19 protein-coding genes and 1 rRNA gene are annotated in these 19,820 nt (G+C 71.3%); 6 read left to right on the top strand and 14 right to left on the bottom strand.

Features of this window, described 5'->3' with window-relative positions:
- Positions 1–231: 231 nt before the first annotated feature.
- Positions 232–828: a TetR/AcrR family transcriptional regulator gene (locus ITJ54_RS10890; protein ID WP_194628205.1), complete on the top strand. Its 597-nt coding sequence runs from the start codon at positions 232–234 to the stop codon at positions 826–828.
- A 118-nt stretch (positions 829–946) separates the two neighbouring features.
- A complete protein-coding gene (locus ITJ54_RS10885; RefSeq protein WP_194628203.1) occupies positions 947–1,810 on the top strand; it encodes an NAD-dependent epimerase/dehydratase family protein in 864 nt (287 codons plus the stop codon).
- Between the two features lie 63 nt (positions 1,811–1,873).
- Here the strand turns inward: ITJ54_RS10885 and ITJ54_RS10880 are convergent, their stop codons facing one another.
- Both ITJ54_RS10880 and ITJ54_RS10875 read right to left on the bottom strand, forming a co-directional pair.
- Entirely contained in the window at positions 1,874–3,454 is a 1,581-nt protein-coding gene (locus ITJ54_RS10880; RefSeq protein WP_194628201.1) for a methyltransferase, read from the bottom strand.
- Positions 3,451–3,816, bottom strand: coding sequence for an ArsR/SmtB family transcription factor (locus ITJ54_RS10875; RefSeq protein WP_194628200.1), 366 nt, complete (start codon positions 3,814–3,816; stop codon positions 3,451–3,453). Before ITJ54_RS10875 ends, ITJ54_RS10880 begins: the two co-directional genes overlap by 4 nt.
- Before the next feature lie 133 nt (positions 3,817–3,949).
- On the opposite strand from ITJ54_RS10875, the gene ITJ54_RS10870 reads away from it, so the two are divergent.
- Positions 3,950–5,206: an MFS transporter gene (locus ITJ54_RS10870; protein WP_194628197.1), complete on the top strand. Its 1,257-nt coding sequence runs from the start codon at positions 3,950–3,952 to the stop codon at positions 5,204–5,206.
- A 146-nt stretch (positions 5,207–5,352) separates the two neighbouring features.
- On the opposite strand, the gene ITJ54_RS10865 is transcribed toward ITJ54_RS10870, so the two are convergent.
- On the bottom strand, positions 5,353–5,775 hold the full coding sequence (locus tag ITJ54_RS10865) for a TIGR02611 family protein (protein ID WP_228509298.1): 423 nt from the start codon (positions 5,773–5,775) through the stop codon (positions 5,353–5,355).
- Between the two features lie 122 nt (positions 5,776–5,897).
- Entirely contained in the window at positions 5,898–6,233 is a 336-nt protein-coding gene (locus tag ITJ54_RS10860) for a TraR/DksA family transcriptional regulator (protein WP_194628195.1), read from the bottom strand.
- Between the two features lie 103 nt (positions 6,234–6,336).
- On the opposite strand from ITJ54_RS10860, the gene ITJ54_RS10855 reads away from it, so the two are divergent.
- The 3 genes from ITJ54_RS10855 to ITJ54_RS10845 all read left to right on the top strand — a co-directional run bounded on the left by ITJ54_RS10855 (position 6,337) and on the right by ITJ54_RS10845 (position 9,016).
- Positions 6,337–7,392: a hypothetical protein gene (locus tag ITJ54_RS10855; RefSeq protein ID WP_194628193.1), complete on the top strand. Its 1,056-nt coding sequence runs from the start codon at positions 6,337–6,339 to the stop codon at positions 7,390–7,392.
- Positions 7,393–7,425: 33 nt separating this feature from the next.
- Positions 7,426–8,463: an LLM class flavin-dependent oxidoreductase gene (locus ITJ54_RS10850; protein ID WP_194628191.1), complete on the top strand. Its 1,038-nt coding sequence runs from the start codon at positions 7,426–7,428 to the stop codon at positions 8,461–8,463.
- A gap of 112 nt (positions 8,464–8,575) precedes the next feature.
- Entirely contained in the window at positions 8,576–9,016 is a 441-nt protein-coding gene (locus tag ITJ54_RS10845) for a DUF2510 domain-containing protein (protein ID WP_194628189.1), read from the top strand.
- Positions 9,017–9,447: 431 nt separating this feature from the next.
- Here the strand turns inward: ITJ54_RS10845 and ITJ54_RS10840 are convergent, their stop codons facing one another.
- The 10 genes from ITJ54_RS10840 to rrf form a co-directional block, all read right to left on the bottom strand.
- The gene (locus tag ITJ54_RS10840; RefSeq protein ID WP_194628758.1) at positions 9,448–10,440 is read right to left on the bottom strand and encodes a site-specific tyrosine recombinase XerD; all 993 of its coding nucleotides are present in this window, start codon (positions 10,438–10,440) and stop codon (positions 9,448–9,450) included.
- A gap of 31 nt (positions 10,441–10,471) precedes the next feature.
- A complete protein-coding gene (locus ITJ54_RS10835; protein ID WP_323741688.1) occupies positions 10,472–11,041 on the bottom strand; it encodes an NUDIX hydrolase in 570 nt (189 codons plus the stop codon).
- A 103-nt stretch (positions 11,042–11,144) separates the two neighbouring features.
- The gene (locus tag ITJ54_RS10830; protein WP_323741687.1) at positions 11,145–12,857 is read right to left on the bottom strand and encodes a CTP synthase; all 1,713 of its coding nucleotides are present in this window, start codon (positions 12,855–12,857) and stop codon (positions 11,145–11,147) included.
- A gap of 89 nt (positions 12,858–12,946) precedes the next feature.
- On the bottom strand, positions 12,947–14,641 hold the full coding sequence (gene recN / locus ITJ54_RS10825) for a DNA repair protein RecN (protein ID WP_194628185.1): 1,695 nt from the start codon (positions 14,639–14,641) through the stop codon (positions 12,947–12,949).
- Entirely contained in the window at positions 14,638–15,573 is a 936-nt protein-coding gene (locus ITJ54_RS10820; protein ID WP_194628183.1) for an NAD kinase, read from the bottom strand. The genes recN and ITJ54_RS10820 overlap by 4 nt, the downstream gene beginning before the upstream one ends.
- Positions 15,570–16,448, bottom strand: a complete 879-nt coding sequence (locus ITJ54_RS10815) for a TlyA family RNA methyltransferase (protein ID WP_323741686.1) — start codon at positions 16,446–16,448, stop codon at positions 15,570–15,572. The genes ITJ54_RS10820 and ITJ54_RS10815 overlap by 4 nt, the downstream gene beginning before the upstream one ends.
- A complete protein-coding gene (locus ITJ54_RS10810; protein ID WP_194628818.1) occupies positions 16,441–16,593 on the bottom strand; it encodes a hypothetical protein in 153 nt (50 codons plus the stop codon). The genes ITJ54_RS10815 and ITJ54_RS10810 overlap by 8 nt, the downstream gene beginning before the upstream one ends.
- Before the next feature lie 10 nt (positions 16,594–16,603).
- On the bottom strand, positions 16,604–17,578 hold the full coding sequence (locus ITJ54_RS10805) for an HAD-IIA family hydrolase (RefSeq protein ID WP_323741685.1): 975 nt from the start codon (positions 17,576–17,578) through the stop codon (positions 16,604–16,606).
- Positions 17,579–17,609: 31 nt separating this feature from the next.
- Positions 17,610–18,404, bottom strand: coding sequence for a hypothetical protein (locus tag ITJ54_RS10800; RefSeq protein WP_323741684.1), 795 nt, complete (start codon positions 18,402–18,404; stop codon positions 17,610–17,612).
- Between the two features lie 1,340 nt (positions 18,405–19,744).
- Positions 19,745–19,820: ribosomal RNA gene (gene rrf / locus ITJ54_RS10795) — 5S ribosomal RNA — on the bottom strand; the annotation flags it as partial.

The raw sequence follows: 19,820 nt of genomic DNA, 5'->3' as shown, positions 1-19,820 counted from the left end.
CGAGAACGCGAGGGCGCATCTGGCGCACCGGGACCACAGGGGCTCGTCGGCCGGATCAGGAGGCCGCTTCGCACACGCGATGATCCCTCGGTGGTGCGCGCGTCGACGGTAACCAGCCGCCTGACGCGGGGTTCATGCTACTGAATGGATCTGGTAACCGCGCGGAAAGCGGATGGGCAGCTGCTCAGGTACCTGCGACCGCCTCCGTGCCCTCGGCGGTAAAGTCCTGCCATGACACGACGCGGTTCCTACGCGAAGGGCATCGCCAAGCGCGAGGCGATCCTCACCGTGGCACTCGAACTCGTCGCCCGCCAGGGGTTCCGGCGCACCAGCATCAGGGACATCGCCGGAGCCGTCGGTCTCACACAGGCCGGGCTCCTGCACTACTTCGACTCGAAGGACGAGCTCTGGGTCGAGGTCCTCCGGCGCCGTGACGCGATCGACGACGCCACCCACGCTGACGCCCACGACCCCGCCCAGCTCCTCGCAGCGGTCGTCCGCCACAACGCCGAGGTGCCCGGCCTCGTGCAGATGTTCGTCAACCTGTCCGCCGCAGCGGCCACGGACCCGGAGCACCCCGCGCACGACTACTTCCGCGAGCGCTACGACAGGGCCCGCCGGATCATGACCACCGACTTCCGCCGCATGCAGGAGGACGGCCGCCTCCGGCCCGACGTCGACCCCGAAGCGCTCACGAGCGTCCTGCTCGCCGTCTCCGACGGCATGCAGATCCAGTGGCTCTTCGACCCGAGCCGCGACATGGCCGCGCACGTCGAGCTGGTCGCCCGGCTCGCGATCGCCGAGGTCGCCGCCGTGTCCGCCTCCTGACGACCGGCCAGGAGGCTCGGCGCACCCCCGGCACAGCAGGGCACCGTCAGTACCTGCCTCCGTCCACCCCCGCACGGCAGGATGGGCCCACAGCAACTCGACGATGAGCGGAGGCGCGATGACTCGCGTAGTGGTGACCGGCGGCAGCGGCAAGCTCGGACGAGCGGTGGTGCGCGACCTCGACGAACACGGGTACGACGTCGTCCTCCTCGACCGGGTCCCCTCGCCCGACAAGCCCGAACGGGTGCAGTTCGTCCGCATCGACCTGACGGACTACGGGCAGGTGCTCAACGCGTTCATGGGTGTCGACGACCGCTACGACCACGTCGACGCGGTCGTGCACCTGGCAGCGGTTCCCGCTCCCGGGCAGGTGCCGGACGTGGCGCTCATCACGAACAACGTGACCTCGTCGATCAACGTCTTCCACGCGGCCCGCGCCGCGAAGATCACGAACGTGGTCTGGGCGTCGAGTGAGACCCTGCTCGGCATCCCGATGGGCGAGCACCACCCGCCCTACCTGCCCGTCGACGAGGACTTCCCGGTGCGCCCGCAGTCCTCGTACTCCCTCGGCAAGGCCGTCGAAGAGGAGATGGCCCGGCACTTCACCCGCTGGGACCCGACGCTGAAGATGATCGGGTTGCGGTTCTCGAACGTCATGGACGAGACCGACTACCCGTCGTACCCGTGGGACGCGACGCCCGAGGCCAAGACCTTCAACCTGTGGTCCTACATCGACTCCCGCGACGGCGCCCAGGCCGTGCGCAAGGCCGTCGAGAGCGAACTCACCGGGTTCGAGGCGTTCGTCATCGCCAGCCCCGACACGGTGATGGACACCCCGACGCTCGAGCTCGTCGAGCGCTTCGTGCCCGACGTCGAGCGCCGCTCGGACATCGACGGCGTCAGCTCCCTGCTGTCGTCGGAGAAGGCCCGCGAGCTGCTCGGCTACGACCCGCAGCACTCCTGGCGCGACCACCGCTCCTGAGCCCCACCGCATGTGACCCCGGGCGACGCCACGCGCGCGTCCGGGGTCTCGTGCATCCGGGGGTCAGGCCGGGGACAGCAGCCCGTCGAGTACCAGTTCACGTGCAGCGGGCAGCAGGTCCGCGGCGAGCGCCTGCTCGTCCACGCCGGTGATCTGCGCGAGCGCCCCGACGATCGCCGCCACCGAGAGCTCGCCGTCGCACGCCCCGACGAACGCGGCCAACGCGGTGTCGGCGTCCACGCGACGACCGAAACCACCGCCCTGCACGAGCGTCATCACGGTCGGGTCGTCGTTGCCCGGCCAGTAGTAGCGCTCCTCGGTCACGTCGCCGGCGACCCGCAGGTGCGCTGAGGCGAGCGCGACGTCGTCGTGCGCGGCCAGCCACTCGGCCGCGTCGAGGACCCGAGCCACCGTGGCACCGAGCCCCGCGGGGTTGGAGCCGAGCGTCTCGGGGACGCGCTCGAACCGCCGGAGCCCAGCCGGGCCTCCCGACTGTGGCTTCCGGACCACGACGTAGCCGAAGCCGACCCCGATGACCCGGCGTTCCTGGAAGTCGTCGAGCCAGGCGCCGACCAGGTGGTCGAACGTCGGCGTGCCGGGCTTGGTGCCACCGTCGCGGATCCAGGTCTCGGCGTAGCGGTTCGGGTCCTGGCGTTCGCGCTCGACGACCCAGGCGTCCAGGCCGCTGTCCGCGAACCACCCGCGGACGCGGTCCAGGCCGTCGACGCCCCAGTGGTGTTCCCAGTTGCCGAGCAGCTGCGCGGTGCCGCCGGGCTCCAGGTGGTCGGCGAGGCCGCGCAGGACGGTCTCGACCAGCGCGTCGCCGACCATGCCGCCGTCGCGGTACTCGTACGACGGCACGCCCTCGGAGCGGGGCGTGATGACGAAGGGCGGGTTCGAGACGATGCGGTCGAAGCGCTCCCCCGCCACCGGGTCGAACAGCGAGCCGAGCCGGAACTCGATGCCGTCCAGGCCGTTGAGCTGGGCGTTGAAGCGGGCGATGTCGAGTGCGCGACGGGAGATGTCGGTCGCGACCACCTGGTCGGCGAAGCGTCGGGCGTGCATGGCCTGGATGCCGCAGCCCGTGCCGAGGTCGAGCACCCGGCGGACGGGCACGGGGACCTGCAGCCCGCTCAGTGTGGTGGTGGCCCCGCCGATGCCGAGCACGTGCTCCTCGTCGAGGGCGGCGCCGAGCGCGAGCTCCCCGAGGTCCGAGACGATCCACCAGCTGCCGGCACCCGCGTCGTCGACGAACGCGTACGGGCGCAGGTCCACGGCCGGGCGCACCTGGTCGGCGTCGTCGACCGTGTCCACGTCGGGGGCGTCGACCTCCTCCACCCGGACGATGCCGGCCCGCTCGAGCTCGTCGACGCGCACCGACGGGAACGCTGCGTCGGCCGCGGTCCGCGCGACCGGCAGGCCGAGCACGAACAGCGTGGCGAGGGTCCCGAGCGCGGACGGGCCACGTGCGGCGAGCGCACGGAGGGCCGGCACCCGGTTGCCGCGGTGCAGCGCCTCGGCGGCGTCCGCGCCCCAGAGCGCGTCGACCCCGTCGACGGTGAAGCCCGCGGCGGTCAGGTCCGCGGCGAGCGCTGCGGTGACGGCCGGGTCGGCGACGACCTCGGGCAGCGTGGGGGCGCTCATGCGACCAGGTCCGTCCGCATCAGCGCGGTGGGGACCTGCCAGGCGAAGACCAGGTCGAGCAGGCCGGGGAAGCGGTGCTCCACGTCGTCGACGCGCACCCGGCTGATCCGGGTCAGGCCCTCCTGGTGCTGCTCGAGGAGCCCGGCCTCACGCAGCACGCGGAAGTGGTGCGTGAGCGTGGACTTCGGCCGGTCGATGCCGACCCACCCGCAGGAGCGCTCACCACCGGCGGCGTCGACGAGGTACCGGTGCAGGATCGCCAGGCGGATCGGGTCCGACAGGGCGTCCAGCACGACGGGGAGGTCCATCTCGGCCGGCGACGGCTGAGGCAGCCGTTCGGGGGCATCCACGCGCTCGGGCATGGACGGGACGCTACCAGGGTTCGCCTCCCAGTACGACTTGCGTCGTACAGCGGTCGTGCTGTACCAATGCGGTACGACCCGACTCGTACAACGGGTCTCGCACAACGGGTTTCGCACTACGGAAGGGTCGCTCATGCAGTCCACTCGCTCGGTCGCCGGGTTCTGGATCATCGCGGCGCTGCTGCTCGTGTCGCTGGCGTCCTCGGCCGTGCCGTCGCCGATCTACCCGGTGTACGCCGCCGAGTGGCACCTGACCCCGCTCATGCTCACCGCGGTGTTCGCGATCTACGTCGCCGGGCTGCTGGCGAGCCTGCTCGTGGCCGGGCGGCTGTCCGACCACGTCGGTCGGAAGCCGGTGCTCGTGGCCGGGGGCATCGGCCTGGCGGTCTCGCTCGGGCTGTTCGCCGTCGCGGACGGCCTCGGGGCGCTCATCCTCGACCGCGTGCTGCAGGGCGTCTCCGTCGGGCTGCTCATCGGCGCCCTCGGGGCCGCGCTCATCGACAACTCGCTCGAGCGCCACCCCACCCTCGCCGGCGTGCTCAACGGCGCCGTCCCGCCGATCGCACTCGCCACCGGCGCCCTGTCGAGCGGCGCCCTGGTCGAGTGGGGCCCAGCGCCCGAGCAGTTCGTCTACCTGCTGTTCGGCGTGCTCCTCGTGCTCATGCTCGTCGCGCTCGTCGTCGTCCCCGAGCAGGTCACCCGACGTCCGGGAGCCCTGCGCTCCCTCCGCCCGACGATCGCCGTGCCGCGGTCCTCACGCCGGCTGTTCCGCGGCGTCGCGGGGTCCCTCGTCGCGAGCTGGGCCCTCGGTGGTCTGTTCCTCTCGCTCGTGCCCTCGGCGCTCGGCGCGATCTTCGGCATCGACAACCACTTCGCCGCCGGGGCCCTGATCGCCGTCGTCACCGGTGTCGGCGCTGCGACGGGCATCGCGATCCAGCGGCTCGACGCCCGCGTCGGCGTGCTCATCGGCCTCGTCGCGCTCATCCTGGGCCCGGTCGTCACGGTCGGCTTCGTGTTCGCCCACTCCCTGCCGGGGCTCGTCGTCGGCAGTGCCATCGCTGGCGTCGGGTTCGGCGCGGGGTTCCAGGCGCCGCTCCGGATGCTGCTCGCGACCGCTGCTCCGACGCACCGTGCGGGACTGCTCTCGACGATCTACGTCGTCAGCTACCTTGCGTTCGGCGTGCCGGCCGTCATCGGGGGTCTGCTCGAACCGACGGTCGGCCTCGTGCCGGTCATCGCCGGGTACGGCGCGTTCATCGTCCTCGCCGCGGGGGTCGCCCTCGTGCTGCAGCTCGCGTCGAAGGACGCCGCCGAGGTCGAGGAGCACGCGTCCGAGGTCCTCGAGCGCACCGCCACCGGCTCGATCCGCACCGCCGCCGCAGCCGACTGACCGCGCGGGCACTGTCGGTCGGCTCGCACCGTGCGCCGTCTCTCAGCTGGTGCGAGCTCGACCACCCCGTGCGCCGACACGACCTCGCACCGAGTGGTCAACACCGCACGAGCGCGGCCACAGCCGACCGACCCCGACCCCGCGCGTCAGTGCCCGGGCCGGGCCTGTCGGCCCATGGTCCGGTGGGCGTCCTCGTGCGCAGCGTCGACGTCCGCCTTGTTGCGGTCGGCCATCCGGCGCAGCCACCGAGGACCGCGGGCCTTCGCCCAGTCCCAGAACCGGTGGAGCTGCGCCCGGAGCCACGTGATGATCCGGTGGAAGAAGTGGAACTCACTGGCCAGGATCGTCAGCCCGATGAACACGACGAGCCACCCGGGCCCCGGCAGCGGCACCAGGACCAGCCCGATGATCACGACGAGCCCGCCGACGATGCCGATCAGCACCTTCCAGAACAGGTGCACGTGCGGCCGCGCGTGGATCCAGGCGCGCATGTCGTGGAACCACCGGAACCGCTGCGGCCGTGCAGCCTCGACTGCGTTCGCAGGGGGGTGGTCCCGGTCCGTCTCCATGCGGGAACGGTATGGCTCGCGGCTGAGAATCAGCGGCGCAGCAGGTGACCGTCGCCTCCGTCGCGGACGGTGGTCGAGCCTCCAGGCCGGGTCACGTCACCAGGAGGCGGACGGGAGGCTCGTCACGCGTGCGCGACGCAGGTGGCGGCCCATGGGACCGCCGCCAGTCGCGCCTCCGGGATCGGCTCGCCGCCGACGGCGCACGCTCCGTACGTGCCCACGTCGAGCCGGGCCAGCGCCGCGTCGACCAGTTCGATCCTGCGACGGGCGTCGTCCCGCACCGGGCCCAGCGAGCCGCGTTCCCAGGCGAGCGTCGCGCCCTCGGGGTCGTGCTCGTCGTCCGTGTTCGCGCCGTCGCGGGCGTCGCTGACGTCCTGCATGCTCCGTTCGACGTCGGCCAGCAGCTTCTCGGACCGCGCCCGCTCGTCGGTCAGCGCCTGGCGCGGGTCGAACTCCATGGAGCCGACCGTAGTCGTGCGGAATGTCTCCACGTCCCGTTACCGTCGGGATGTGGTCGACAACGAGCAGGTGGAACCGCTTCCGGTGCGTTGGAGGAACGTCGTGGCTTCGACCATGCTGTTCTTCGCTGTGATCCTCCTCGTCGGTACCGCGGTGCGCGCCCTGTCGTTGCCAGGGGTGTTGTCCGGCGAGGTGTTCGACTGGCTCGTCGTCGTCGGAAGGGCCGATGACGGCGGGATCGTGGACGTCCTGAGCGCCTTCGTCGGCACCACGGTGGCCGCCTTCGGCATCTCGCTCGGTGGGCAGTTCACGTTGGCCGACGTCCAGAGCCGTCGTCGTTTCCGCCGCGCGATGGGAGCCGTCGCGCAGCTCATCATGCTCTCGGCGCTGTTGCTGTTCGCGGGCCAGATCGCGGCATGCGTCGTCGATCCGACGAGAGCCGGCCTCTTCGCAGCCACGGTGCCCCTGACCGCGGCGGTCGTGGCGTTCGGCGTTCCACTGGCGGCGCTCAACGTCTCGGACTTCGACCGGCAGGTCGACCACGCGACGAGCGCTCTCGCGCAACGACGTGCACAACTCGGACGCCTGCCAGAACGCGCGACCGCGTCACTCCCGCGCGTGCTGCTCGCGCTGGTCGTGCATGCGTCCGTCTTCGGTGGGACCGTCGCTGTCATCGCTGCGTGTTCAGGGCTCGGGCTGCGCCGTTCCATCGCGGTGGTCGCGTTGGCGCTGGTGGCCACAGGACTCCTGGCCATCGCGGCGTTCGCCGTCCCCGCTGCTGCCCTCACGTCGCAAGGTCGGGGAAATCGGGTGGCGAACCTGGCTGGCCCCGTCCTCATGATCCTCCTCGTCACCGCGTCCGCGTGGGCCGGCGCCCTGGTCGTCGCGCAGACGGCCGCGATCCCCCTCACAGCCGTCTTCACGGCGATCGCGCTCGTCGCGCTCCTGAGTCCGCTGCGGATGCCTCGGCGCTCACCGCAGTGGATCGTCGACGTCACGGTCAACGGGGCGGTGGCCCGTTCCGTCATCCTCGAGGTCACACGGAGCATCACGCAGGCGGAACGCCACCTCGAGCGCCTCCACGAGCACCGGGCAGCCGCGAGCCCTCCTCCGCTCCACGCCCGGGTACGAGGATGGATCTCGACGCGGATCCGGTGACTTCGGAATCGCCACGATCGCGGATGCGTTCGCATGGACATGACGAAGATCGGGTTCCTGTCGTTCGGACACTGGCGCGACGTGCCGGGGTCGAGGGTGCGCAGCGGTCGTGAAGCCCTGCTGCAGGGCATCGACCTCGCGGTGGCTGCGGAAGAGGCCGGCGTCGACGGCGCGTACTTCCGCGTCCACCACTTCGCGCAGCAGCAGGCGGCGCCCTTCCCGCTCCTGTCCGCGATCGCCGCGAAGACCAGCCGCATCGAGATCGGCACCGGCGTGATCGACATGCGCTACGAGAACCCGCTGTACATGGCGGAGGAAGCGGCAGCGACCGACTTCATCTCCGGCGGGCGACTGCAGCTCGGCGTGAGCCGTGGGTCACCCGAGACCGCCCAGGCCGGGTACCAGTCCTTCGGCTACGTGCCCGAGGCCTCTGACCCGAACGGCGCCGACCTGGCCCGTGCGCACACCAGCGTCTTCCGCCGCGCGATCGCCGGCGAGCCGATGGCGAACGCGAACCCCCAGATGACCGGGGCCGAGGGCTCGCTGCCGATCCTGCCGCTCTCCGACGGGCTCGGCGACCGCATCTGGTGGGGTGCCGGTACCCGTGCCACCGCGGAGTGGACGGCCGAGCAGGGCATGAACCTGATGTCCTCGACCCTGCTCACCGAGGACACCGGCGTGCCGTTCGACCAGCTGCAGGCCGAGCAGATCGAGCGCTTCCGTCGCGTCTGGGCCGAGTCGGGCTGGGAGCGCACACCGCGGGTCTCGGTGTCGCGCAGCATCATCCCGATCATCGACGACGAGTCCCAGCACTACTTCGGCATCCGTGCGCAGGCCGAGGGTTCCGACCAGGTCGGGTACCTCGACGGCGGTCTCGCCCGGTTCGGTCGCTCGTACATCGGTTCGCCCGAGGACCTCGTCGCCGAGCTCGCCGCCGACGCCGCCGTCCGCGCTGCCGACACGGTGCTCGTCACCGTGCCGAACCAGCTCGGCGTCGACTTCAACGCCCGGCAGCTCGCCGCGGTCGCCGCAGTCATGCGCGAGGTGGACGCCGCCCCCGTCCCCGCCTGAACCCCGCTCGCCGCCTGTCCCCCTTCCTGCCGACACCCGGGTTGGGACTGGGACAGGCGGCAGCGTCGTCATAGCGTCAGAGAGCACCATCCACCGTTCTCAGGAGCTCGTCGTGACGCTGCCGGCTGCAGGCTGGTTCCCGGACCCCCGGGACACCGCCCGTCTCCGCTGGTGGGACGGCGGCGCCTGGGGTGAGGCCACCAGGGCACTCCCCAGCCGCCCGGTCGAGGCCGTCCGGCCCATCGTCGTGACGCCCACCGGCCCGGCGTTCTCGGTGCTCACCCACCCGGTCGAGAGCCGCACATGGGCCTACGGTGCCGGCGCCGCGCAGCGCTTCTGTGTGCTCACGTTCCTGGCCGTCGTGCTGGCCGTCACGTCCGTGGCGCTGAACCCCTGGGGCGCCTGCAGTGTGCTCGGGTTCGCCGCCGGGGTCGCCGGGCTCGTGCACCCGAACGCGACCGGGGCCTGGCGTCCGGTCGCGCGGAGTCTGTCGGCCTCGTCGATGGTCGTGGCGTTGGCGACGGGCGTCGTCGCCGTGTCCCATATGTTCTGACGCGGGACATACCGACACCGTCCGCCGATGTCGGACGGCCTGCTAGAACGGTTGCCGTGATCATCGTCCTGAGTCTGGCTTGCGGCCTCCTGTTCGGAATCGCTGCGGCGCGGACCGGTCGCATCCTCGGCACCGTGCTCGCATGTGTCCCCGTCGCCGCCTGGTTCGGCGCGTTGGCGGCCGTCCTCGCACGTCCAGGATCAGATGCCGCTGTCGAGTCGCTCGCGCTCTGTCTGCTCGGGCTGTTGCTCGGGTCGTTCGTCGGCCAGGCGGTTGCGCGACGCTCCCGCACCCGCCACGCGCCCGATGCTCGGGCATCGAGGGAGCAGTAACTGTCGATCGGCCCCGCGGGACTCGACGATTTCTGCTCCATCGACGCGAGAGTTTGGCGCGCGCACGCCACCACGCACCGCACCGCACCCCGCCCCGCGCTACCGCCGCGCCCGCGGATGCGCCGTCTGGTACACGTCCCGCAGCATGTCCGCCGTCACCATCGTGTAGATCTGCGTCGTCGCGACGCTCGCGTGCCCGAGCAGCTCCTGCACCACGCGCACGTCCGCCCCGCCCTCGAGCAGGTGCGTCGCGAACGAGTGCCGGAACGTGTGTGGCGACACGTGCTCGGCGAGGTCGGCACCCTCGGCAGCAGCCTGGATCACGAGCCAGGCGCTCTGGCGGGACAGCCGCGCACCCCGGGCGCCGAGGAACAGCGCCGGCGTCGAGGCCCCCCGTGCGGCGAACAGCGGCCGTGCCCGCACCAGGTAGGCCTCGACCGCAGCCCGGGCGTAGCTGCCGAGCGGCACGATGCGCTGCTTGTTCCCCTTGCCGGTGACCCGCACCACGGAGACGTCGGTGTCCTCGTCGGCTGCGTCATCGAGCCCGGACAGCGTGGTGACGTCGTCCACGGACAACCCGACGGCCTCGGAGATGCGCGCACCCGTGGCGTAGAGGAGCTCGAGCAGCGCCCGGTCGCGGAGCTGCACGGGGTCGTCACCGTCGACCGCTCCGAGCAGCCGCTCCATGTCGTGCACCGAGATCGCCTTCGGCAGCCGCATCGGGGCCTTCGGCGGGCGGACGGAAGCGCCTGGGTCGAGCGGCAGCCAGCCCTCCCCCGCCGCGAACGCAGTGAAGGACCGCACGGAGCTGAGCATCCGGGCGACGGACCGCGGCGCCAACGGAGTGGGCTCACGCGTCGCCAGGTACGTCACGAACCCGGCGAGGTCCGCCCGCGCGATTCGCTCCACGTCACCGGCCACCGACGCACCGCCGGCTCGGTCAGCCCCCGCCGACGACACCTCGGGCTGGGTGGCGATCCACTCGGCGAACGTCGTCAGGTCCCGCCGGTAGGCCGACAGGGTGTGGTCGGACAGGCCCCGCTCGATGGCGACGTGCCGCAGGTAGGTCTCGATGGCACGGTCGAGCGGGATCACCCGACGAGGCTAGCGTCCGCCCGCACCGTCAGCCGCGTTCGATCGCGTCCACGGCGAGCGCCGCGACGATGAGCGCCGAGTTGTGGAGCCGACCGCCGAGGATCCCCGCGACGACCTCGGCGCGCGGCACCCACCGCACCAGGATGTCGGCCTCCTCTGCCTCGCGCTCGAACGCGGACGCCGTGGCCCGGACGCCACGGGCCCGGTAGATCTGGATGAACTCGTTGCTGCCACCGGACGAGGTGTTGTAGTGGACGAGCGGCTCCCACGTGTCGGCCTCGACGTCTGCCTCTTCTGCGAGCTCGCGCTGCGCGGCCACGAGGTGGTCCTCCCCCGGGTGGTCGAGCAGCCCGGCCGGCAGCTCCCAGTCGCGCACGTGCACCGGGTGGCGGTACTGCTGGATGAGGAGCACGCGGCCCTCGTCGTCCTCGGCCCAGACGCCGACGGCACCGGTGTGGTCGATGTACTCGCGCACCATGCTGCCGTCGCCGTACGCCACGGTGTCGCGGCGGACGTCCCACACGGCGCCCTCGTACACGAGCGCGGAGTCGGTCACGTCGAAGGATGCGGGTTCGTCGGCGATGGGTGCGTCAGTCACGTGCCCATCCAACCAGCGCCCACCGTCACCCCGACCATGTGACGGACGGGAGGCTCGGTGCCAGCTGGCACCGAGCCTCCCGTCCGTCATGTGGTGACGCTGGCTACGCGACCTGCTCCGACTCCGGGTCGAAGAGGCGCGACGCCTCGTTCCGCGCGATCGCGGCCTCGACGAGGCCCGCGAAGAGCGGGTGTGCGTTGTTCGGCCGCGAGCGCAGCTCGGGGTGCGCCTGCGTGCCGATGTAGAACGGGTGCTCCGCACGGTCCAGCTCGACGTACTCGACGAGCGTGCCGTCGGGCGAGGTGCCCGAGAACACCAGGCCGGCGTCCGCGATCTGCTGGCGGTACTGGTTGTTGACCTCGTAGCGGTGACGGTGCCGCTCGGAGGCCTCGGGAGCGCCGTAGAGCGACGCGGCGAGCGAGCCCTCGGTGAAGTGGGCGGGGTAGAGGCCCAGGCGCATCGTGCCGCCGAGGTCGCCACCGGCGATGATGTCCACCTGCTCGGCCATCGTCGCGATGACGGGGGTCGAGGTCTCCGGGTCGAACTCGGAGCTCGAGGCGTCGACCAGCCCGGCCTCGTGCCGGGCGTACTCGATGACCATGCACTGCAGGCCGAGGCACAGGCCGAGCGTGGGGATCTTGTTCTCGCGCGCGAACTTCAGCGCACCGAGCTTGCCCTCGATCCCGCGCACGCCGAAGCCGCCGGGGACGCAGATGCCGTCGACGTCGCCGAGCTGCTTCGCGGCGCCCTCGGGCGTGGTGCAGTCGTCGGACACGACCCACTTCAGCGTGACCTTGGCGGTGTGCGCGAAGCCACCGGCACGGAGCGCCTCGGTGACCGACAGGTAGGCGTCCGGCAGGTCGATGTACTTGCCGACCAGGGCGATCGTGACGTCCTTCTTCGGCTCGTGCACCGCGCGCAGCACCGGGTTCCACGAGGTCCAGTCCACCGCACCGGCCTCGAGGTGCAGGGCGTCGACGATGACCTGGTCGAGCCCCTGGCTGTTCAGCAGCGTCGGCAGGTCGTAGATCGACGGCACGTCCACGGCGTTCACCACGGCGTCCTCGTCCACGTCGCACATGAGCGCGATCTTGCGCTTGTTCGAGTCCGACACCGGGCGGTCGGAGCGCAGCACGAGAGCGTCGGGTTGGATGCCGATCGAGCGGAGCGCGGCGACGGAGTGCTGCGTCGGCTTCGTCTTCTGCTCACCGGACGCGTTCATGAACGGCACCAGCGACACGTGCACGAAGAACACGTTGTTACGGCCGAGCTCGTGACGCACCTGGCGCGCGGACTCGAGGAACGGCTGGGACTCGATGTCGCCGACGGTGCCACCGACCTCGGTGATGATGACGTCGGGCTGCGGGTCGTTCCCCGCCTGCTCGCGCATCCGACGCTTGATCTCGTCGGTGATGTGCGGGATGACCTGCACGGTGTCGCCGAGGTACTCGCCACGGCGCTCCTTGGCGATGACCGTCGAGTACACCTGACCGGTCGTGACGTTCGCCGACTGCGACAGGTTGATGTCGAGGAAGCGCTCGTAGTGCCCGATGTCGAGGTCCGTCTCGGCGCCGTCGTCGGTCACGAAGACCTCGCCGTGCTGGAACGGGTTCATGGTGCCCGGGTCCACGTTGAGGTACGGGTCGAGCTTCTGCATGACGACCCGGAGGCCGCGAGCCGTGAGGAGGTTGCCGAGGCTGGCCGCCGTCAGGCCCTTGCCGAGAGACGAGACGACCCCGCCGGTCACGAAGATCTGCTTCGTCACCTTCGGGGTCGGGGTGCTTGCCTTGGTACCGCTGCTGAGAGTGTCCGCCACGGGGTTCCATCGTACGTCAGAAGTGCCGGGAGGCGCGACTCGCGTTCGCCGGGCGCGTTGCGGTGGTCGTGTGGTCGCGTTCGCTGCGCTCAGGCGGAGCGGCCTGCGACCTCGATCAGTTCGCGGGCGTGCTCCATGCCGCTGGCGCTGTCGCCGAGACCGGAGAGCAGGCGGGCCATCTCCTGCAGCCGGTCGTCGCCCTCCAGACGCCGCACGCTCGACGACGTCACCGCACCGCTGGCGTCCTTGACGACGTTGAGGTGGTTGTTCGCGAACGCCGCCACCTGCGCCAGGTGTGTGACGACGATGACCTGGGTGCGTTCGGCGAGCGCGGCCAGCCGACGGCCGATCTCGATCGCCGCCGCACCACCGACGCCGGCGTCCACCTCGTCGAACACGAACGTGGGCACGGTCGTGCTGCCGGCCATGACGACCTCGATCGCGAGCATCACGCGGGAGAGCTCCCCACCGGAAGCGCCCTTGCCGATCGGGCGCGGGTCGGTGCCGGAGTGCGGCTGGAGCAGGATCGCGACCTGGTCCCGGCCGTGGCGCCGGTACTCGCCGGCGTCGGTGACCTCGACCACCAGGGTCGCGCCGCCCATCGCCAGCGTCTTCAGCTCGGCGGTGACGCGCTTGGCCAGGTCGGTCGCGGCCTTCGCACGAGCGGCCGTGAGTGCGGATGCCGCTGCAGCGAGGGTCTGCTCGTCCTGCTCGACGGCCTGCTGCAGGGCGACGATGCGGTCGTCGTCGCCGTCGAGTTCGAGCAGCCGGTTCGAGGCCTGTTCGCCGAACGCGATGACGTCGTCGACGGTCTCGCCGTACTTCCGAGCCAGGGCGGACAGGACGGCACGGCGCTCGTTGATGAGCTCGAGGTCGTGTCCGGCTTCGGGCTCGAGCGAGCCGATGTAGCTCGACAGGCTCGCCGAGGCCTCGCTGGCCTGGATGCCGAGTTCCGTGAGCTGCTCGAGGACGGGCTGCAGGGTGCTGTCGGCGTTGACGACTCGCTCGACGGCGCGACGGGCGGCTTCGACGAGGCCGATGACGTCCGCGGCGCCGTCGAGGGACTCGGACGAGATGGCTTCGTGCGCCAGGCCCGCGGAGAGTCGGAGCTCCTCGAGGTTCCCCAGACGCTCAGCGCGTTCCGCGAGCTCGGCGTCCTCGCCGGGCTGGGGTGCCGCGGCCTCGATCTCGTCAGAGGCTGCGCGCAGCCGAGCAGCTTCAGCGAGCCGGTCGTCGCGGTCACGCGTCAGGGTCTCGAGTTCGGCGGCGTGCTCCTGCCAGGCGTCGTACGCGGTGACGTACTTCCGCAGGGCCTTCTCGACCGTGGCACCGCCGAAGCCGTCGAGCGCCGCACGCTGGGCGGTGGACGACGTCAGGCGGATCTGGTCGGACTGCCCGTGGACGGTGACGAGCTGGTCGGCGAGTTCCCCGAGCACGGCGACGGGTGCGCTGCGGCCGCCGACCGTGGCACGGCTGCGGCCCTCTGCTGACACCGTGCGCGTGAGTATCAGCTCGCCGTCCTCCACGGCGCCGCCGGCGTCCTCGACGCGGTCGACCACCGTGGCGTGGTCCGGGACGTGCCAGCGGCCCTCGACCACGGCGCTCGACGCACCGCGGCGCACGGAACCGGCGTCGGCCCGCGAACCGAGCAGCAGCCCGAGCGCGGTGACGATCATGGTCTTGCCGGCGCCGGTCTCACCCGTGACCACGGTGAAGCCGGGGCCGAGCTCGAGGGTGGCCTCGCCGATCACACCGAGGTCGGCGATGGAGATCTCCTCGATCACCGGTCGCCCCCGGTCTCCTCGTCGTCGTGCTGCGGGCCACGCCAGCCGGCGACCGGGAGCTGGAACTTCGCCACGAGGCGGTCGGTGAAGGGCGCGTCCTTGAGCCGTGCGACGCGGACGGGCTCCGGGGAGCGACGGACCTCGACGCGGGCTCCCGGGGGCAGGTCGTGCGTCCGTCGGCCGTCGCACCACAGCACGCCGACACCGCTCGTGCGACGCAGGACCTCGATCGCGAGGACGCAGTCCGGCCCGACGACGATCGGCCGCGAGAACAGCGCGTGGGCGCTCAGCGGCACCATGAGGATGGCGTCGACGTTCGGCCACACGATGGGGCCGCCGCCCGAGAACGAGTACGCGGTGGAGCCGGTCGGGGTGGAGACGACGACGCCGTCACACCCGAACGACGACAGCGGACGGCCGTCGACCTCTGTGACGACCTCGAGCATGCGCTCGCGGGAGGCCTTCTCGATGGTGGCCTCGTTCAGTGCCCACGACGAGTAGACGACCTCGTTGCCGACGACGACGTCGACCTGCAGTGCCACGCGCTCCTCGACGTTGTAGTCGCCGGACAGGGCGCGCTGGACGGTCTCGCCGAGGCCGTCCCGCTCGCTCTCGGCGAGGAACCCGACGTGGCCGAGGTTGACGCCGACCAGCGGGGCGTGGGTGCCGCGTGCGAGTTCCGCGGCACGGAGGATGGTGCCGTCACCACCGAGGACGATGACGATCTCGAGGTCCTCGAGCTGGACGTCCACACCGAGGATGTCGACCTTGCCGACGGAGGCCTCGGCTCGGCGGATGTCGGCGTACTCGTCGAAGGGCATCACCGGGGTGACACCGGCCGCGTGCAGCAGGTCGCAGACCTCGACCGCGGCGTCGATCGAGTCCCGCCGACCCGTGTGCGACACGAGCAGGATGTGCCGTTCGTCGCTCATGGGGTTCCTTCCGCCAGTTCCGTGGCCCGGTCGATCCATTCTGTCGGGTTCGACCCTGCGCCCCGCTGGAGACGCGCGACGTACTCGTGGTTGCCGTGGGTGCCGAGGATCGGTGACGCCGCGATGCCGGACGTCCCGAAGCCGAGGTCCCACGCGGCCCACAGCACGTTCATCAGGGCGTCGTTGCGCAGGTCCGCGTCGTGCACGATGCCCTCGCGCACACCGCCACGACCGACCTCGAACTGCGGCTTGACGAGCAGGACGTACTCGTCCGCCGGCACGGCCTCGACGAGCGCGGGCAGGACGATCCGCAGGCTGATGAAGGACAGGTCCCCGACGACCAGGCTGGTCTCCCCCGCTGCGGGGTCGAGCGCCAGGTAGTCGGCGGCCGTCAGGTTCCTGGCGTTGACGCCCTCGACCACGGTGACGCGGTCGTCGAGCCCCACGACCGGGTCGATCTGCCCGTGCCCGACGTCGAGCGCGACCACACGTCGGGCTCCGCGGGCCAGGAGCACCTGCGTGAAGCCACCCGTGCTGGCGCCGACGTCCAGCGCGACACGGCCCGACGGGTCCACGCCGAAGGTGTCGAGCGCGCCGACGAGCTTGAGCGCCGCGCGCGACACCCACTCGTCTCCGGCGTCGACCACGATCTGGGTGTCCTCGGTGACCGGTGTCGATGCCTTGATGACCGGAGCGCCGTCCACGCTGACCCGTCCGTCCAGGATGAGCTTGGCGGCGGCGGTGCGGGACTTGGCGAGTCCACGTGCGGCCACCGCAGCGTCGAGCCGGACCGGGGCCGCGGCCGCGCGCTCGCCCGTGTCTGCGGCACCGTCGGTCTGCACCGAGTCCGGGGCCGTCATGTCGGCGTCAGGCACTCGCGGTGCCGCCGCTCTCGAGCCGCGTGCGCAGCTCGTCGTGCAGTCCGGCGAAGACGTCGGCACGCTCGGTCAGCGGCAGCTCCTCAGCCGCTCGGGCTCGCTCGGCGATGTCGCTGGGCTGCTCCTGCTGGTCGACTGGCACGTCGGACACGCTACTCGCCGCCGTACAGCTGCGGGTCCACGTCGAGGCCGTAGATGGCCAGGCCGGAGTCCCAGATCGCCGTCGCCCCGGCACGCAGCAGGTCCATCGTGTCGGAGCCCGCCTGCTCCACTCGGACCACGTTCCGCTGCATCCGCACGGTGGCGTCACCGACACTGACGTAGCGGGTGCCGTCGTCGGCGGTGTGCCGGTGCGTCACGGGGTACGGTGCCGACAGCCCGCGGAGGTCCTGCAGCACGTAGGTCGGACGCGAACGCTCGTCGGCCGCCAGCACCTGCTTGGCCTGGTCGATGCCGGTCAGCACGAGCACGCTCGGGATGCCGGCGTCGTTGGCGCCCTTGATGTCGGTGTCGAGTCGGTCGCCGATGAACAGCGGACGCTCGCCACCGAAGCGCGCCAGGGCCGCGTCGAAGATCGGTCGCTCGGGCTTGCCCGCCACGACGGGCATGCGCCCCACCGCCTGGTGCACTGCGGCGACGAGCGTGCCGTTGCCGGGCGCGATGCCACGCTCCACCGGGATCGACCAGTCCATGTTCGTCGCGACCCAGGGGATCTGCGGGTCCGCGAGGGCGAACGAGGCCTCGGCGAGCTGCGTCCACCCGAGGTCCGGTGAGAACCCCTGGATGACGCCTGCCGGTGCGTCGTCAGCACTCGCGGTCACCGTGAAGCCCGCCTGCTCGACGATGCTGGTCAGTCCGATGCCGCCGATGACCAGGATCGTGGAGCCCGCCGGCACCAGGGTCTCGAGGAGCCGCACGCCGGCCTGCGACGACGTGACGACGTCGTCCGGGCCGACCTGCAGCCCGTAGCCCTCGAGGTGCTCGGCGACGTCGGACGGACGACGCGAGGCGTTGTTCGTGATGTAGCCCACCCGTGCGGTGCGGGACGCCTGTGTCAGGGCCTCCACCGCGTGCGGGATGGCGTTGCGGCCGCGGTAGACGACGCCGTCGAGGTCGGTGAGGACCACGTCGACGCCGTCCGTCGGCGGACGCGGGGTGTCAGCCGGCTGCGGACCCGTCGACGTCGCGGGGGTTGTCGTCGTCGATCTCGCCGAGGTCGTCGTCGGGCTCGTCGTCGAGGTCGTCATCGGCGCCGGGGTCTCCGAGGGGCGAGAGCTGGTCGGGCTCGCCGGGCTCGTCGACGTCTCCGGGCTGTTCGAGCTCGTCGACGTCTCCTGGCTGCTCGAGCTCGTCTTCGGGCTCGTCGATCTCGAACGTTTCCTCGACCACATCAACTGTCTCCCATGAGTCTTCGTCGGCGGCTTCGGCAAGCGCTTCTGCCGCACGGTCGACACGGGCCCACCACTCGTCGGCCTCGTCCTGGCGGCCGAGCTCCTCGAGCGTGGCCGCGTAAGCACTGTAGAGCGCGGGCGACCACGTGTACGCCGTGGACGGGTCGAGCTGTGGAATCTCCAGCTCACCGAGCGCGGCTGTGGGATTCCCGAGGTCGAGGCGGGCACCGGACATCGCGATCGCGAGCTCCACCTGCACACCGGGCTCGAGCGCCGCACGCTCCACCGACCGGCCGAGTTCGAGTGCCCGCTCCGGACGACCGAGCCCACGCTCGCAGTCGACCATCATCGGGAGCTGGTCGTTCCTTCCGGAGATGCGCCGGTAGGTGCGCAGCTCGCGGAGCGCCGTGCTGAAGTCGCCGAGGCGGTAGGCGGTGATCGCTGCCGTCTCGCGGACGACCGCGACACGACCGGCACGACGGGCAGCGCTGAGGGCGTGCTGGTTCGCGAGCTCCGGGTCGTCGTCGATGAACATCGCCGCGGTCACCAGGTGTCGCGCCACCCACTCGGCGTTGTCCTTGCTGAGGGTCTTCAGCTCCGTGCGGGCCTGCGGGTGCAGGTCGCGCGCCTGGACCTCGTCGGGGATCTCCGGGTCCTCGTGACGCGGGCGGATCGAGCGGGTGCCGTACGGGTCGCGGTCTTCCCAGTCGTCACGCGCGGACTCGCCGAAGCGGGCACCGGGCGCGCGGGAGCCGTCGCCGAAGCGCTTGCGGTCGTCACTGCCGCCGCGGGTGCTGAACTGGCCGCGCTCCGGGCGGTCCCCGTCACGGCGGGGGCGGTCGGAGTTGAACGGACGGTCACCGTCACGGCGGGGACGGTCGGAGTTGAACGGACGATCCCCATCACGACGCGTGCGGTCCGAGCCGGACGGACGGTCGCTGTCACGACGCGGACGGTCGGAGTTGAACGAACGGTCCCCATCCCGACGAGGACGGTCGGAGTTGAACGGACGATCCCCGTCACGACGGGGACGATCCGAGTTGAACGGACGGTCCCCATCGCGACGCGGACGGTCCGAGTTGAAGGGGCGGTCACCATCCCGACGCGGACGGTCGGAGTTGAACGGACGATCCCCATCCCGACGCGGACGATCCGAGCCGGACGGACGGTCGCCATCACGACGCGGCCGGTCGGAGTTGAACGGACGATCCCCATCGCGGCGGGGACGGTCGGAGTTGAACGGACGGTCCCCATCCCGACGCGGCCGATCCGAGCCAGACGGACGGTCACCATCCCGACGGGGACGGTCGGAGCTGAACGGACGATCCGACCGCGGGCCGCTCGACCGCGGCGGACGGCCGGCATCGTCACGGTCTCCCCGCCAGGCCGGACGATCAGAACGCTGTCCACCGTCCCGGAACCCGCGCCCAGGGGCACTGTCCCGAGCGGGACGGTCGGTGCGCGCCGGTCGGTCACCATCACGCGAGGGACGGTCGCGACGATCGCCTTCCCGACGCTCGAACTCACGAGGCCCAGACGACCATCCACCACGGCCACCACCCTGGCCGTCACGACGAGGGGGTCCATCACGACGAGGAGCGCTGTCGCCATCCCGACGGGGTCGCTCCCCACGCTCGTCGTCGCGGTCGTTCCGCCGTTCGTCGTCGTTCGCCACTGTTGCTCCTCATGCGTGCCGGAACTGCTGCGCCGGCGATCGTCCGCTGTGTCGTTGTGTGCGCCCTGCGTGACGCTGTGCCGTCCCAGTCCATCACGGACCGGGCGGCACGTCGAGTCACGCTCGTGCGTGGAAAACAGAAATGGCCACCGGCCTTCCACGAGAACGAGGGTCTCCCCTGCGAGTTCTCGATGGAGGGCCGATGGCCACATCTTTTCTTACGTTGAGTCCGGCGGCGTCCTACTCTCCCACAAGGTCCCCCTTGCAGTACCATCGGCGCTGAGAGGCTTAGCTTCCGGGTTC

Source organism: Curtobacterium sp. VKM Ac-2865 (genome assembly GCF_015350905.1).
Lineage (GTDB): Bacteria > Actinomycetota > Actinomycetes > Actinomycetales > Microbacteriaceae > Curtobacterium.
This window is presented reverse-complemented; position numbering and strand designations above follow the sequence as displayed.

Coding starts and splice junctions, on each gene's coding strand:
- ITJ54_RS10890 (WP_194628205.1), top strand. CDS start 232: ATGACACGACGCGGTTCCTACGCGAAGGGCATCGCCAAGCGCGAGGCG.
- ITJ54_RS10885 (WP_194628203.1), top strand. CDS start 947: ATGACTCGCGTAGTGGTGACCGGCGGCAGCGGCAAGCTCGGACGAGCG.
- ITJ54_RS10860 (WP_194628195.1), bottom strand. CDS start 6,233: ATGGAGTTCGACCCGCGCCAGGCGCTGACCGACGAGCGGGCGCGGTCC.
- ITJ54_RS10850 (WP_194628191.1), top strand. CDS start 7,426: ATGGACATGACGAAGATCGGGTTCCTGTCGTTCGGACACTGGCGCGAC.
- ITJ54_RS10880 (WP_194628201.1), bottom strand. CDS start 3,454: ATGAGCGCCCCCACGCTGCCCGAGGTCGTCGCCGACCCGGCCGTCACC.
- ITJ54_RS10875 (WP_194628200.1), bottom strand. CDS start 3,816: ATGCCCGAGCGCGTGGATGCCCCCGAACGGCTGCCTCAGCCGTCGCCG.
- ITJ54_RS10865 (WP_228509298.1), bottom strand. CDS start 5,775: ATGGAGACGGACCGGGACCACCCCCCTGCGAACGCAGTCGAGGCTGCA.
- ITJ54_RS10820 (WP_194628183.1), bottom strand. CDS start 15,573: ATGAGCGACGAACGGCACATCCTGCTCGTGTCGCACACGGGTCGGCGG.
- ITJ54_RS10870 (WP_194628197.1), top strand. CDS start 3,950: ATGCAGTCCACTCGCTCGGTCGCCGGGTTCTGGATCATCGCGGCGCTG.